This is a genomic window from Streptomyces sp. NPDC020489 (assembly GCF_044386545.1).
In the GTDB taxonomy this organism is placed as follows: domain Bacteria; phylum Actinomycetota; class Actinomycetes; order Streptomycetales; family Streptomycetaceae; genus Streptomyces.
In genome coordinates, this window is sequence record NZ_JBIRUZ010000001.1 from 758,728 (window position 1) to 772,413 (window position 13,686).

13 protein-coding genes are annotated in these 13,686 nt (G+C 72.9%); 7 read left to right on the forward strand and 6 right to left on the reverse strand.

Annotated elements, in window-relative coordinates:
- Positions 1-45 precede the first annotated feature (45 nt).
- Genes ACH41F_RS03400 through ACH41F_RS03415 form a run of 4 tightly spaced genes read right to left on the reverse strand, consistent with a single transcriptional unit; the run spans position 46 to position 3,367 of the window.
- Complete coding sequence (locus ACH41F_RS03400) at positions 46-1,089, reverse strand: NAD(P)H-dependent flavin oxidoreductase (RefSeq protein WP_398832561.1); 1,044 nt, start codon at positions 1,087-1,089, stop codon at positions 46-48.
- Complete coding sequence (locus tag ACH41F_RS03405) at positions 1,089-1,808, reverse strand: CoA-transferase subunit beta (RefSeq protein WP_398832563.1); 720 nt, start codon at positions 1,806-1,808, stop codon at positions 1,089-1,091. The genes ACH41F_RS03400 and ACH41F_RS03405 overlap by 1 nt, the downstream gene beginning before the upstream one ends.
- Complete coding sequence (locus ACH41F_RS03410; RefSeq protein ID WP_398832565.1) at positions 1,805-2,608, reverse strand: CoA transferase subunit A; 804 nt, start codon at positions 2,606-2,608, stop codon at positions 1,805-1,807. The genes ACH41F_RS03405 and ACH41F_RS03410 overlap by 4 nt, the downstream gene beginning before the upstream one ends.
- Positions 2,609-3,367 carry an enoyl-CoA hydratase family protein gene (locus ACH41F_RS03415; RefSeq protein ID WP_398832567.1) on the reverse strand — a complete coding sequence of 253 codons (759 nt, stop codon included), beginning with the start codon at positions 3,365-3,367 and terminating at the stop codon, positions 2,609-2,611.
- 54 nt (positions 3,368-3,421) lie between these two features.
- On the opposite strand from ACH41F_RS03415, the gene ACH41F_RS03420 reads away from it, so the two are divergent.
- Positions 3,422-4,192, forward strand: a complete 771-nt coding sequence (locus ACH41F_RS03420) for an SDR family oxidoreductase (RefSeq protein ID WP_398832570.1) — start codon at positions 3,422-3,424, stop codon at positions 4,190-4,192.
- 1 nt (position 4,193) lies between these two features.
- Positions 4,194-5,099 (forward strand): SDR family oxidoreductase, encoded by a 906-nt coding sequence (locus ACH41F_RS03425; protein ID WP_398832572.1) that lies wholly within the window; start codon positions 4,194-4,196, stop codon positions 5,097-5,099.
- Between the two features lie 107 nt (positions 5,100-5,206).
- On the opposite strand, the gene ACH41F_RS03430 is transcribed toward ACH41F_RS03425, so the two are convergent.
- The gene (locus ACH41F_RS03430; protein ID WP_398832575.1) at positions 5,207-6,088 is read right to left on the reverse strand and encodes a hypothetical protein; all 882 of its coding nucleotides are present in this window, start codon (positions 6,086-6,088) and stop codon (positions 5,207-5,209) included.
- Positions 6,089-6,202: 114 nt separating this feature from the next.
- Entirely contained in the window at positions 6,203-7,972 is a 1,770-nt protein-coding gene (locus tag ACH41F_RS03435; RefSeq protein WP_398832577.1) for a beta-galactosidase family protein, read from the reverse strand.
- Between the two features lie 83 nt (positions 7,973-8,055).
- Here ACH41F_RS03435 and ACH41F_RS03440 point away from each other — a divergent pair, with 83 nt between their 5' ends.
- The 5 genes from ACH41F_RS03440 (at position 8,056) to ACH41F_RS03460 (ending at position 13,627) form a co-directional block, all read left to right on the forward strand.
- Positions 8,056-8,952, forward strand: coding sequence for a helix-turn-helix domain-containing protein (locus tag ACH41F_RS03440; RefSeq protein ID WP_391230152.1), 897 nt, complete (start codon positions 8,056-8,058; stop codon positions 8,950-8,952).
- A gap of 63 nt (positions 8,953-9,015) precedes the next feature.
- On the forward strand, positions 9,016-9,366 hold the full coding sequence (locus tag ACH41F_RS03445; RefSeq protein ID WP_391230154.1) for a chorismate mutase: 351 nt from the start codon (positions 9,016-9,018) through the stop codon (positions 9,364-9,366).
- Positions 9,367-9,506: 140 nt separating this feature from the next.
- Positions 9,507-10,058, forward strand: coding sequence for a response regulator (locus ACH41F_RS03450; protein ID WP_391230156.1), 552 nt, complete (start codon positions 9,507-9,509; stop codon positions 10,056-10,058).
- 56 nt (positions 10,059-10,114) lie between these two features.
- Positions 10,115-12,607, forward strand: a complete 2,493-nt coding sequence (gene pepN / locus ACH41F_RS03455) for an aminopeptidase N (protein WP_398832580.1) — start codon at positions 10,115-10,117, stop codon at positions 12,605-12,607.
- Positions 12,608-12,808: 201 nt separating this feature from the next.
- Positions 12,809-13,627, forward strand: coding sequence for an NAD(P)H-binding protein (locus tag ACH41F_RS03460; protein ID WP_398832581.1), 819 nt, complete (start codon positions 12,809-12,811; stop codon positions 13,625-13,627).
- Positions 13,628-13,686: the final 59 nt, after the last annotated feature.

Here is a 13,686-nt window from a genome sequence, read left to right on the forward strand (position 1 = left end):
CGCCGTCACCGAGGCAGGCCGTCCAGCGTCTCCTCCGCGGTGCCGTCACCGAGGCAGGCCCTCCAGCGTCTCCTCCGCCTCCTTCATGATCCGCTCCACCAGCTCCGCGCACGAGGGCAGGTCGTCGATCACCCCGGCGACCTGCCCGGAGGCCATGACGCCGAGATCCGTACGGCCGTCCACCATCGCCGACCTGAGCAGCATGGGGGTGTTCGCGGCGAGGAGGAGCTGGCTCCACGTCAGGTCCTTGCCGTGCCTCATCGCCAGGCCGTCGTGGACCATCTGGCGCCAGGTGAGTCCGGACAGGCGCCGGAAGCCGGTCGCGTGGCGGATCGCGCGCAGCAGGGACCGCGCGCGCCCCGAGTTCTCCAACCCGGTCACCAGGTCCGTACGCAGCATGCGGTGCGGCAGACCGTCCACGGCCTGTGTCACCGTCACGTCCTTGACCGTGGCCGCGAGATAGCGCGCCTTCACCGCCTGCGGCACCGTCGAGTCCGACGTGAGCAGGAACCGCGTGCCCATCGCGACGCCCGCCGCGCCGTACGCCAGCGCCGCGACCAGCCCCCGCCCGTCGAAGAAGCCCCCCGCCGCCACGACCGGGATGTCCACCGCGTCCACCACCTGCGGCAGCAGCACGGTCGTCGCCACGTCCCCGGTGTGTCCGCCGCCCTCCCCGCCCTGCACGATCACCGCGTCCGCACCCCAGGCGGCGACCTTCTCGGCGTGCCGCCGGGCGCCCACCGACGGGATGACGACGAGACCCGCCGCCTTCAGCTCGGCGATCAGCTCGGCGGAGGGCGCGAGGGCGAAGGACGCCACCCGCACGCCCTCCTCGATCATCAGGCGCACCCGGTCGCCGGCGTCCACCGCGTCCGCGCGGAGGTTGACCCCGAAGGGCGCGTCCGTGCGGGACCTGACCTCGCGCACCGCCTCCCGCAGCCGGTCCAGGCTCATGGTCGCCGAGGCCAGGATGCCGAGGGCGCCCGCGTTCGCCGCGGCCGACACCAGGCGGGGGCCCGCGACCCAGCCCATGCCGGTCTGCACCAGGGGATGGCTGACGCCGACGAGCCGGGTCAGTGCCGTGTCCATCAGGCGGCGACCTCCCGGGCGCGACCGCCGGCGGGGTCGAGCACCTCCCGGACCAACCTCAGCTCGTCGGCGGTCGGTTCACGCGTGTACGGCACGTCGTCCGGGACGCTCAGGGCGAACCCGGTCGCCTCGGCCACCTGCTCGACGGTCACCCCGGGGTGCAGCGAGGCCAGCCGCATGGAATGGTCGGGTGTGGCGAAGTCGAAGACACCGAGGTCGCTGACGACACGCGGGACGCGGTGGAAACGGGCGCCCGCCGCATGGTCGTACCCCACCCCGCACACCAGGTCGACCTTCTCCACGAAGACCCGCCGGGAGTGCCTGGGCACCCAGTAACTCGTCGGGTTGTTCAGCGTGTTGACCGGCGCGCCCCGCACCCCGAGCAGCTGCCGCCTCGGCCTCGCCCAGTCGCCGATGCAGGAGATGTTCTGGTTGCCGAACCGGTCGATCTGGCTCGCGCCCATCATCACGTGCCGTCGGCCGCCCGTGACCAGGGCCAGATGCTGCCGGTAGGGCAGCCAGCCCTCGACGGTGCCGTCCGGGCGGACCAGCATCGCCTCCCCGTCGGTCAGCAGCAGTTCCGGTGCGAAGGTCAGCCGGGCGAGCCGGGCACCGAGGGAGGGGATCAGACCCATGGGGCTCGCGAGGATCTCGCCGCTGTCCCGCCAGGCCTCGGCGCAGGCGATCACGCAGTACTCGGCGCGGGTGACCCCGTTCACGGCCCCTCCTTCAGGTAGCTCTCCGCGAACTCCGGCCACGGGGTGGTCGCGTACGCCTTCTGCGCGGACTCGTCCCGGCCGTAGTCGGGCGCGCAGGACGTGAAGTGCGCCCCGTTCGGCGCCTCCACGACACCGGTGACGGTGTGCCGCTTGATCAGCAGCGACTGCGGCGCCGCCTCCTTGGTCAACTCGGCGGTGTCGACGATCCGTTCGCACGAGACGTAGGCCGCGTCCGCCGCCTCGCAGAACAGGTCGTCGAAGTACGGGTCCGGGCCCAGGTACTGCCCGTTGCCCAGCCGGTCGGCGCGGTTGACGTGGACCAGGGCCGCGTCCAGGCGCAGGGCGGGCATCGCCACGAAGGTCTCCGCGTCGTTGTACGGTGAAGTCACCGTGCGCAGGCCGGGGTTGACCCGCATGACGTCCGAGCCGAGGCCCGCGCGCACGGGAAGGAAGGGCAGGCGGTGGGCGGCGGCGTGCAGCCCCCACATGAACATCGCCTCGTCGATCTCCGTCAGCTCCAGGCCGCCGCGCTCGCGGGCCGCCCGGTAGTGCGGGTCCAGGGGGATCGAGTCGAGGGTGACGAAGGCCGCCACCAGCGTGCGGATCCGTCCGGCCGCGGCCAGCATGCCGACGTCCGGGCCGCCGTAGGAGACGATCGTCAGGTCGGTGACATCCGACCGGAGCAGCGCCCTGACCAGGGCCATCGGCTTGCGGCGGGAGCCCCAGCCGCCGATGCCGAGGGTCATGCCGCTGTGCAGCCGGGCCACGGCCTCGTCCGCGCTCATGGTCTTGTCACTCACCTAGCGGCCCTCCTTCCCGAACCGGTCACGGACGCGGTCGGCGACCCCGAGGACGCTCGCCTCGTAGGTGAAGCCCTGCTCGAAGCGGTAGCTGCGGCGTACGTCGACGGGGTCGACACCATTGATGGCGGCCTTGGCCAGGCGCAGCAGCTCACCGTCCTTGGCGGCGATCTCACCCGCCAACTCCATTGCCGTACCGCGCAGTTCGGTGTGCGGTACGACGCGCCACACCGACCCGTGCGCGTGCAGCTCGGCCGCGGTCACCGTGCGCGAGGTGAAGTACAGGGCCCGCATGAGGTGGGGCGGGACCAGCCGGGCCAGATGCGTGGCCGCGCCCAGCGCGCCCCGGTCCAGCTCGGGCAGCCCGAAGGTGGCGTCCTCGCTCGCCACGACCACGTCCGCGTTGCCCACGAGACCGATGCCGCCGCCCAGGCAGAAGCCCTGCACCGCCGCCACCACCGGGACCTCGCAGTCGTACACCGCCGAAAAGGCCTCCTGGCAGCCGCGGTTGGCGCCCACCAGCGCGCGCTGCCCGTGGGCCTGGATCTCCTTGATGTCGACGCCCGCGTTGAACCCCCGGCCCTCGGCGGCCAGCACCACGCACCGCACGTCGGGGTCGCGGCCCGCCGTGCGCACGGCGTCGGCGAGGGCGAACCAGCCGTCCACCGGCAGGGCGTTCACCGGCGGGAAGTCGACCGTGACGACGGCGACGCCGCCCTTCTCGGGCCCCTTTTCCGGGGCGGAGGTGGAGACACCCATGGAAGCATCAGCTACCTTTCCACCAAACGTTTGTTAGGTGGAGGGTAGCGGCGAATGGAGCTCAAGGGGAAGGTCGCGGTCGTCACGGGCGGTACGCGCGGAGTGGGCGCCGGGATCGCGCGCGCGTTCGCGGAGGCGGGCGCGACGGTCGTGGCGTGCGCCCGCAGGGCACCCGAAGTGCCGCTCGACGGGGTGGAGTTCGCCCCCCTGGACGTACGGGACCCGGCCGCCGTGCACGCCTTCGTCACCGGGCTGCCCCGCCTCGACGTCCTCGTCAACAACGCGGGCGGCGGACCGTACCGGCTGCTGGCGGACGCGGAGGCCGAGCGCCACGCCCGCGTCGTGGAACTCAACCTCCTCGCCCCGCTGGCGGTCTCCCTCGCGGCGTACGAGCACCTGAGACGGTGCAAGGGCAGCGTCGTCATGATCGGCAGCGTCAGCGGCGGCCGCCCCTCACCCGGCTCGGCGGCGTACGGGGCCGCGAAGGCGGGGCTGGAGAACCTGGCCCGGTCGATGGCGGTGGAGTGGGCGCCGGACGTTCGGGTGAACACGCTGGTCGTGGGCATGGTGCGCACCGAGCGGGCGCACCTCCACTACGGCGGCGCCGACGGGGTCGCGGCGGTGGCCTCCACGGTCCCCCTCGGACGTCTCGCCGAACCCTCGGACATCGGCGCCGCTGCCGTCTTCCTCGCCTCCGACGCCGCCGCGTACATCACCGGGGCCTCGCTGCCGGTGCACGGGGGCGGGGAGCGACCGCTGTACCTGGACGCCGCAACCGCCCGCAAAGGGGGCCGGGATGACGCAACCGCCCAGGAAGGGAGCTGAGATGAGCGGAATCTGCGAGGGCAGGGTCGTCGTCGTCACCGGGGCGGGCCGGGGACTGGGCCGGGCGCACGCGCTCGCCTTCGCCGCCGAGGGGGCGCGCGTCGTGGTCAACGACCTCGGCGTCGGCCTCGACGGCTCGCCGGGTGCCGACAGCCCCGCCGCCCAGGTCGTCGCCGAGATCCGGGCGACCGGCGGCGAGGCGATCGCCCACGGCGGCGACATCGCCACGACGGACGGGGCCCGCTCCCTGATCGCCACCGCCCTGGAGGCGTACGGCCGGCTCGACACCCTGGTCAACAACGCCGGGTTCCTGCGCGACCGGATGCTGGTCAACCTGGACGAGGACGACTGGGACGCCGTGCTACGGGTGCATCTCACGGGGCACTTCCTGCCCCTGAGGCACGCGGCGGCGCACTGGCGAGCGGAGACCAAGGCGGGGCGTACACCGCAGGCCCGGGTCGTCAACACCAGCAGCGGGGCGGGGCTGTCGGGCTCGGTCGGGCAGGGGAACTACAGCGCGGCGAAGGCGGGGATCGTCGGCCTGACGCTGGTGGCCGCCGCCGAGTTCGCACGCTACGGCGTCCAGGTCAACGCGATCGCCCCGGCGGCCCGGACCCGGATGACGGAGCGCGCCTTCGCCGAGACCATGGCGGCACCGGACGCGGGCTTCGACGCGATGGCCCCGGAGAACGTCTCCCCGCTGGTCATCTGGCTGGGATCGGCGGCGAGCGCGGGGGTCACGGGGAGGGTCTTCGAGGCGGAGGGCGGCCGCATCACGGTGATGGAGGGCTGGAGACCAGGCCCGAGCGCCGACAAGGGAGCGAGGTGGACACCGGCGGAGGCGGGGGAGACGGCACGGAGACTGCTGGTCGAGGCGGAGGTACCGAGGCCGGTGTACGGGGCGTAGGCCTCCGCGGAGGGGCGCGGCCGGGCCCCACCGCCGGCAGTCGGCGACGCACCCCCTCGTGAGGGGGCGGGGCCAGGCCCCACTGCCCGCAGCCGGAGGCGCACCCCCTACGTGTCGCACTCCAGCACGGTCCGGCACACCGCGCACCGCGCCCTCATCCGCCCCTGGACCGGCACCCTGATCCGCTGATGGCAGGTCGGGCAGGGGAAGGACACGCGCAGCCCGCCTGCCTCACCCTCCGGCGAGAAGGCGTACGGCGCCCCCGGATGCGGCGTCCGCGCCCGCCGGTCCCGCGCGTACCGCCGCCGCCCCGCCCACCCCGCGGCGGTCAGCGGGGGCTGCTGCTCGTCCTCCCGCGCCCGGCCCATGCCCTTCACGTACGCCGTGTAGGCCTGCGGACTGGTGAACCACACCGACGGGTCCTCACCGAACATCAGCGCCCGCTTGGCCAGCACGTACCCGAACTCCTCCGGGGTCAGATACCCCAGCTTCTGCGAGGACGCCGCGTCCTCCCGGTACGCGTCCAGAAGCAGCCACCCGGCGCCCAGGTACGTCGTCGCCGTGTCCGTGAGGATCTCGTTCTCCCTGAGGTCGGGGAACGACAGCCCGAGCCGATGCAGGTACACGTGCATCACCTCGTGCGCGAGAGCCGCTCCGATGTCCCGCCGATGGGTCCGGAAACGGTCGTTCAGCTCGACGAAGTACTCGGGACCGGCGGCCAGTTCGACATTGGCCGCGTAGGTCATCTCCCGGAAGCCGACGATCATCCGGGCGTCCGGGAGCCGGTAGTGTCGCACCAGCTCGCGGGCCACCCGCTGCGCACCGAGATGGAGATCGTCCGTGTCGCAGAACGCCACGTCGGCGGGGGCCACGCTGGCCGAGAACGTCTGCACGGTGTCGTACGACAGCCGCTTCCAGAGCGCGGTGATCGAGGCCCGCACCGTCTCCAGGTGCGGGTAGCCGTGCTCGACCGGTCCGTCGTTCGCCACGCCCGTACCCCCAAGAGGCCGTGAACCCGGTTCCACTCTACGAGGGTGCGCGCGCTGTATCCCCAGCCGCGACCCGAGACGCGCCCCAGTCGCGCCGCTGGGCCGGGGCCCGGGTCACCGGCTCCTGACGTACGGCGCCCGCGCCGCCGTCCCCGCCAGTTCCAGCAGCCACACGTCGTTGCCGCCCTCCCGGAGCACCGGGCCGGGGACGAACAGCGTGCGCTGGGGGCCGGTGGACCAGTAGCGGCCCAGGTTGCAGCCGTTGATCCAGACGAACCCCCGCGTCCAGCCCGGCAGTTCGAGCAGCGCGTCACCCGCGCCGCGCACGGTGAGGGTGCCGCGGTAGAGCCCCGGGGCGCCGGGCTCGCCGCGCGGCCCGGGAGCGCCGGGCCCGGTGAGGGGGAGGAGGGGCACCCGCTCGACGTCGGCCGGGGCGTCCAGCGCGTCCAGACGCAGCCCACGCGCGCGTACCCCGTGCAGATACTGCCGCTCGTGCAGCAACCCCCCGGTGATCCCCTTCGCCTCACCGGTCCGCGGTCCGTAGGTGACCCGGCCCAGGGACTCCACCCACAGCTCCACACGCGCGTGCCCGCCGACCGGCTCCCTCAGCCGCTCGTCCCCCTCGGTGAGCACCCCGGCCGGTTCCCCGTCGACGTACACCACCGCCAGGTCCCGCAGTCCGCGCGCGGTCAGCGGGTACGGCTGCCGGGGCCCGGGGACGGTCACCTCGTAGCGCACCACACCCCGGTCCACGTCCAGTTCCTCGAAGGTGGGCGGCACGGGGGAGAGGGTCTCCGGGCCGCCGAGGGTCTCCAGCACCCGTCCCAGGGGCGCCCAGTCGGTGAGCGCGACCTCGGCGGGAGCAGCCAACTGCGCCGGGTGCGCCGGGAGTTCCGGCAGGGGCGCGTCGGCGTACTCGGCAAGCACCTCACGGAAGGCCCAGAACTTCTCCGTCGGGAGGCCGAGTTCGTCGATCGGCGCGTCGTAGTCGTACGACGTCACGTCCGGCTCCAGCGTGCCGTCGTGCAGATCACCGCCCCGGTTCGCCCCCGCCCACCCGGCGAAACTCGTCCCGCCGTGCGCCATGTAGAGGTTCACGGACGCCCCGCACTCCAGGATCTCCCTGAGGGCCGCCGCCGCGTCGCCCGGATCACGTACGACGTGCTCGGCGCCCCAGTGGTCGAACCAGCCGCACCAGAACTCCATGCACATCAGCGGCCCGCCCGGGCGGTGCCGGCGCAGGGTGTCGAAGGCGGCGCGGGCGCGGGAGCCGAAGTTGACCGTGGCGAGGACGCCCGGGAGCGAGCCGCCGCTCAGCATGTGGTCCTCGGGTCCGTCGGAGGTGAACAGCGGGACCGTGACGCCCTCGGCCCGCAACAGGTCGGCGAGCCACCGCAGGTACCCGGCGTCCGAGCCGTAACTGCCGTACTCGTTCTCCACCTGCACCAGGATCACCGGACCGCCGCGGCCCCACTGCCGGTCGACCACCTGAGGCAGCAGCCTGCGGAACCAGCGCTCCACGTGCCCCAGGTACTCCTCGTCCCCCGTGCGGGGCCGCCCCGTCAGCCAGTGCGGCAGGCCGCCGTTCTCCCACTCGGCGCAGATGTACGGGCCCGGCCGCACGATCGCCCACAACCCCGCCTCGCGGGCCGCGTCCAGGAAACGACCGAGGGCCCCCACGTCGTCGTAGGCGCCCGGCCGGGGCTCGTGCAGGTTCCACGGCACGTAGGTCTCCACGCAGTTCAGGCCCATCGCCCGCAGCATCGCCAGCCGGTGCCCCCACTGGGCCTCGTGCACCCGGAAGTAGTGCAGCGCACCGGACAGCAACCGCACCGGCCGCCCGTCCAGCAGGAAATCGGTGTCCCCGACCGTGAACTCGCTCATGCCGCCACCCTCGCCTCTGGCGCGCGTCGGGGTCCATGGACAAAGATCGGCGCAGCTTGGACGGAACGAGAGGGACCGCGCCGATGTACCAGACCTGGATGCGGTTCCTCACTCCCGGCCCCGCCCACCACCGCCTCGGCCTCGTCTGCCTCGGCGTCGGCCTCCAGCACGGCGCCCTGCCGACCGTCGGACCCCGCACCCTGGACCACCACGTCGCCGTCGTCGTCAGCACCGGCGGCGGCTGGTACGAGGACGCGCGCGGCCGGCGTACGACCGTGACCGCGCCCGCGCTGCTGTGGCTCACCCCCGGCGTCCCGCACCACTACGCGCCCGACCCGGACACCGGCTGGGACGAGGGCTTCGTCGACTTCACCGGGCCCGCCGCCGACACCTACACCGAGCTCGGCTACATCGAGCCCGACCGGCCCGTCGTGCCCCTCCTGGACGCCGCCGGACCGCGTGCCGTCATCGGCCGCATGGCCCGCGCCGCCCGCCGCGACAACCCGCTGCTGGAGGTCGAGACCGGCGCCGCCGTCCACGAACTCCTCGTCGCCCTGCGCCGGGCCCGCGCCGACCTCACCCCCCACGGCCACCAGGTCCTCAAGGCCCTCGCCCGGGACGCCTGCACGCCGATGACGGTCGCCGACCACGCCGCCCGGCACGGCATGACCCTCGCCGAACTGCGCACCGCCGTCCGCCGCGGCGCCGGTTGCAGCCCCAAGGACTACCTCCTCGGCATCCGCCTCGGCCGCGCCAAGGAACTCCTCGCCGGCACCGAACTCCCCGTCGCCGCCGTCGCCCGCCGCGTCGGCTACGACGACCCCGCCTACTTCTCCCGCCTGTTCACCCGCCGCGTCGGCACCGCCCCCGTCCGCTTCCGCGCCCAGCAGAGCCGCACCGTCCCCGGCGGCTGGAGCGACCGGACACCCGACCCCGCCGACCCGCCACGGCTGCCGGGGACGGACCCGGACGCCCTGTGAGGCGTCCGGTGTCGGTGATCCGCCCGAGATCTCCCGCCGCGGCGCCACGTAGGCTGGTCCGCCATGACCACCAGCAACAACGCAACCGGTGACGTCGACCCCGCCGTGCGCGAGGAACTCAGCCGGCTGCGCGACAGCATCGACAACATCGACGCCGCCGTCGTCCACATGCTCGCCGAGCGCTTCAAAGCCACCCAGCAGGTCGGCCACCTCAAGGCCAAGCACCAGCTCCCGCCCGCCGACCCCGCGCGCGAGGCCCGGCAGATCGAGCGGCTGCGCAGCCTCGCCGAGAACGCCCGACTCGACCCGGCGTTCGCCGAGAAATTCCTCAACTTCATCATCGCCGAGGTCATCAGGCACCACGAGCGGATCGCCGACGGCACGGCCGACAGCAGCCCGACCCCAGGCAACTGACCTCGGCGTACCGCACAAGGACGTGACAGGCGGGCCCGCGGGAGGCATGCTGCGCTGTGCACTCCTTGTCAGCTGACGAGCACTCCCCGTCAGCACCTCGGACCCAAGGTGGTTGTCCCACGCGGGAGGGACGTCGGGCCATGCCGTCGGATGCCAGGATCCTCATCGTCGACGATCACGAGGACACGCTGTACGCGCTGGAGAGCGCCCTCGCCCCGCTGGGGTACCGGCTCGGCCGCGCCACCAGCGGCGACGAGGCACTCAAGCAGGCCCTGCGCGGAAAAGTCGGCCTGCTGCTCCTCGACGTCCGCATGCCCGGCGTCAACGGCCTCGACGTGGTCCGCTACATGCGCCGCCTGGAACAGACCCAGCACATCCCCGTCGTCCTGCTCACCGGCTTCGGACCCGACCACGAACTGGCCGCCACCGCCTTCGCACTCGGCGTCGCCGACCTGATCAGGAAACCCGTCGACCCCTGGGCCCTACGCACCAAGGTCCGCCACCTCTACGACAGCCACCGCCGCCAGCTCCTGCTTGAAGAAGAGATCCGCGAACTGCGCGCCCTCGTCAAGGGCCACGACGAGACCGGCGACCGCCCCGCGCGACCCGCCCCGCCCCACCCGGACACCCGGGTCCCGTCCCAGCGCGCGGACGGGGCGCGCGACGGCAGCCTGGAGCAGGACCGGACATAGGCCGCGTACCGATCCGCCCCTGTGCCCGGCCGCCCCCATCAGGCAGCATGTCGTGCATGTCCGTACTGACGCGCGACGAAGCGCAGACCCGTGCCAAGCTCCTCGACGTCCACCGGTACACGATCGACCTCGATCTGACCACCGGGGACGACACCTTCGACTCCCGCACCGTCATCCGCTTCACCGCGACGACCGACGCGGACACCTTCGTCGAGCTGAAGCCCGCCGAACTGCGCTCCGTCACCCTCGACGGACAACCCCTCGACCCCGACTCCCTCGACGCCGACCGGCTGCCCCTGAAGAACCTCACCGCCGGCGAACACGAACTCCACATCGACGCCCGCATGCGCTACTCCCGCACCGGCGAAGGCATGCACCGCTTCACCGACCCCGCCGACGGCGAGACCTACCTCTACACGAACCTGTGCATGGACGACGCCCCCCGCGTCTTCGCCGCCTTCGACCAGCCCGACCTCAAGGCCGTCTTCGAACTCACCGTCACGGCCCCCGAGAACTGGACCGTCCTCGCCAACGGCCGCACCGAACACCTCGGCGACGGCCGCTGGCAGGCCACCCCCACCCCGCGGATCTCCACCTACCTCGTCGCCCTCGCCGCCGGCCCCTACCACTCCGTCACCACCGAACACCGCGGCCTGCCCTTCGGCCTGCACTGCCGCCGCTCCCTGGCCCCCTACCTCGACCCGGACGCCGACGAACTGTTCGAGATCACCAAGCAGTGCTACGACCGCTACCACGAGAAGTTCGACGAGCCCTACCCCTTCGACTCCTACGACCAGGCGTTCGTCCCCGAGTTCAACGCCGGCGCCATGGAGAACCCCGGACTGGTCACCTTCCGCGACGAGTTCGTCTACCGCTCCGCCGTCACCGACGCCGAGCGCCAGACCCGCGCCATGGTCATCGCCCACGAGATGGCCCACATGTGGTTCGGCGACCTCGTCACCCTGCGCTGGTGGGACGACATCTGGCTCAACGAGTCCTTCGCCGAGTACATGGGCTACCAGACCCTCACCGAGGCCACCCGCTTCACCGACACCTGGACCGACTTCGGCGTCGCCCGCAAGGCCTGGGGCTACGAGGCCGACCAGCGCCCCTCGACCCACCCCGTCGCCCCCGACCCCGAGCTGGTCCCGGACACCGCCTCCGCCATGCTCAACTTCGACGGCATCTCCTACGCCAAGGGCGCCTCCGCACTACGGCAGTTGGTGGCCTGGCTCGGCGAGAAGGACTTCCTCGCCGGCATCAACACCCACTTCGCCCGGCACAAGTTCGCCAACGCCACCCTCGCCGACTTCGTCGACTCCCTCGCCAGCAGCACCGAACGCGACGTCCACGCCTGGGCCGAGACCTGGCTGCGCACCACCGGCGTCGACACCCTCAAACCCGAGGTGACCCCCGGCGACGAAGGCACCTGCACCCTCCGCGTCGAGCACCTCGGCAGCCGCCCGCACCGCATCCGCGTCGGCCTCTACGACCAGGACGTCACCGACGAAGGCCGCCAGCTCGTGCTGCGCGAACGCCTCGACCTCGACATCCCGCACAGCACGCCGCAGCCCATCGGCAAACGCCCCGCGCTCCTGCTGCTCAACGACGGCGACCTCAGCTACGCCAAGGTCCGCTTCGACACCGCCTCCTTCGACACCGTCCGCGCGAACCTGTCCGGGCTGCCCGACCCGCTCACCCGCGCCGTCGTCTGGAACGCCCTGCGCGACTGCGTCCGCGACGGCGAACTGGCCCCCACCGCCTACCTGGAGGCCGCCCGCACCCACCTCCCGCACGAGACCGACCTCGCCCTCGTCCAAGGCGTCCTCGCCTTCGCCTCCGTCCAGGTCGCCGGCCGCTACCTCACCGCCGAGGAACGCCCCGCCGCCCTCGCCACCCTCACCGACCTGTGCCGCGACCTGATCCGCCGCACCGAGGACGGCGACCACCCCGGCCTGCGCCTGATCGCCGTACGCCACTTCATCGACGTCGCCGCCCACCCCGACACCATCGCCGCCTGGCTCGCCGACGGCACCGTCCCCGGCGGCCCCGAACTCGACCCCGAGCTGCGCTGGCGCGTCCTGGCCCGGCTCGCCGTCCTCGACGCCACCGACGAGGCCGCCATCGCCGCGGAGTTGGAGCGCGACCCGTCCGCCACCGGGCAGGAGGGCGCCGCCCGCTGCCGGGCCGCCCTGCCCGACGCGGACGCCAAGCGCACCGCGTGGGAGGCCATGTTCACCGGCGACGACCTGTCCAACTACCTGTTCATCGCCACCGCCCAGGGCTTCTGGCAGCCCGAACAGGCCGAACTCCTGGAGGAGTACGTCCCGCGCTACTTCGAGGACGCCGTCGCCCTCGCCACCCGCCGCGGCCCCGCCATCGCCGACGCCGCCGGCCGCTGGGCGTTCCCCGCCCACGCCGTCGACGCGGCCACCCTGACCGCGGGCGAGGCCTGTCTGCGCGACGCCGATCCCCTCCCCGCCCTGCGCCGCAAACTCGCCGACCAACTCGACGACCTGGCACGCGCATGGCGAGTACGGCAGGCCTAGGGCCTGTGGTGAAGGTGGCCTCGTCGTCGGAGGGCGGCCGCGAGAGCGCGTGCCGGGCGTCGCGCGGCAGAGGCCACTCTCGCAACCGGCCCTAGGACCTCAGACGTAGGCCGCGGTTGCTCCCGGGAGACGACGCGGGAAGGCGATCGTCCGCTCTAGGCTACGGACAGTCAACGACGATCCACCCTGGGAGACAGCCCCGTGATCTTAGTAACCGGCGCCACCGGAAACGTCGGCCGTGCCCTCGTCGACCGCCTCCTCGCCGCAGGCCGACCCGTACGCGCCCTCACCCGCGACCCCCACAAGGCCGCACTGCCCGACGGGGTGGAGGTCACGCGCCTCCACCCCGACCCGGCCGCCTTCGCGGGCGCCACCGAACTCTTCCTCTACGTCCAGGCCGCGAACGCCGACCTCCTCACGGCCGCCCGCGAGGCCGGCGTCCGCCACGTCGTGCTGCTGTCCGCCGGATACGTCAAGGAGGGCGCCGACGACCACAACCCCCTGCGGATCATGCACGCCGACGCCGAACAGGCGGTCCGCGACAGCGGCCTGGAATGGACCTTCCTGCGCCCTCACGCCTTCGCCGTCAACGCCCTCTCCTGGGCCGGCCAGATCCGCGCCGGCGACACCGTCCGCGGCGTCTTCGCCGACGCGACGAGCGCACCCATCCACGAGGACGACATCGCCGCCGTCGCCGAACGCGCCCTCCTCGACATCGGCCACGAAGGCGCCGTCCACATCCTCACCGGACCCGCCGCCACCAGCAACAAAGACCAGATCGCCGCGATCGGCCGAGCCCTCGGCCGCGACCTGGAGTACGTCGAACTCCCCCCGGAACAGGCCGCCACCGAACTCTTCTCCCACCTGCCGCCCCACCTCACGCAGTTCCTGCTCAAGAGCTGGGCCGCCACCGTCGGCGCGACCCCGGAGATCACCCACACCGTCGAGAAGATCACCGGCGCCCCCGCCCGCACCTTCGAGCAGTGGGCCCACGGCCACGCCGAGGACTTCCGGGGCTGACCCCGCCACGAAGTACCCCCTTTCGGGTCTGAATCGCCGAACCCCCCGGGCGCGCCCAC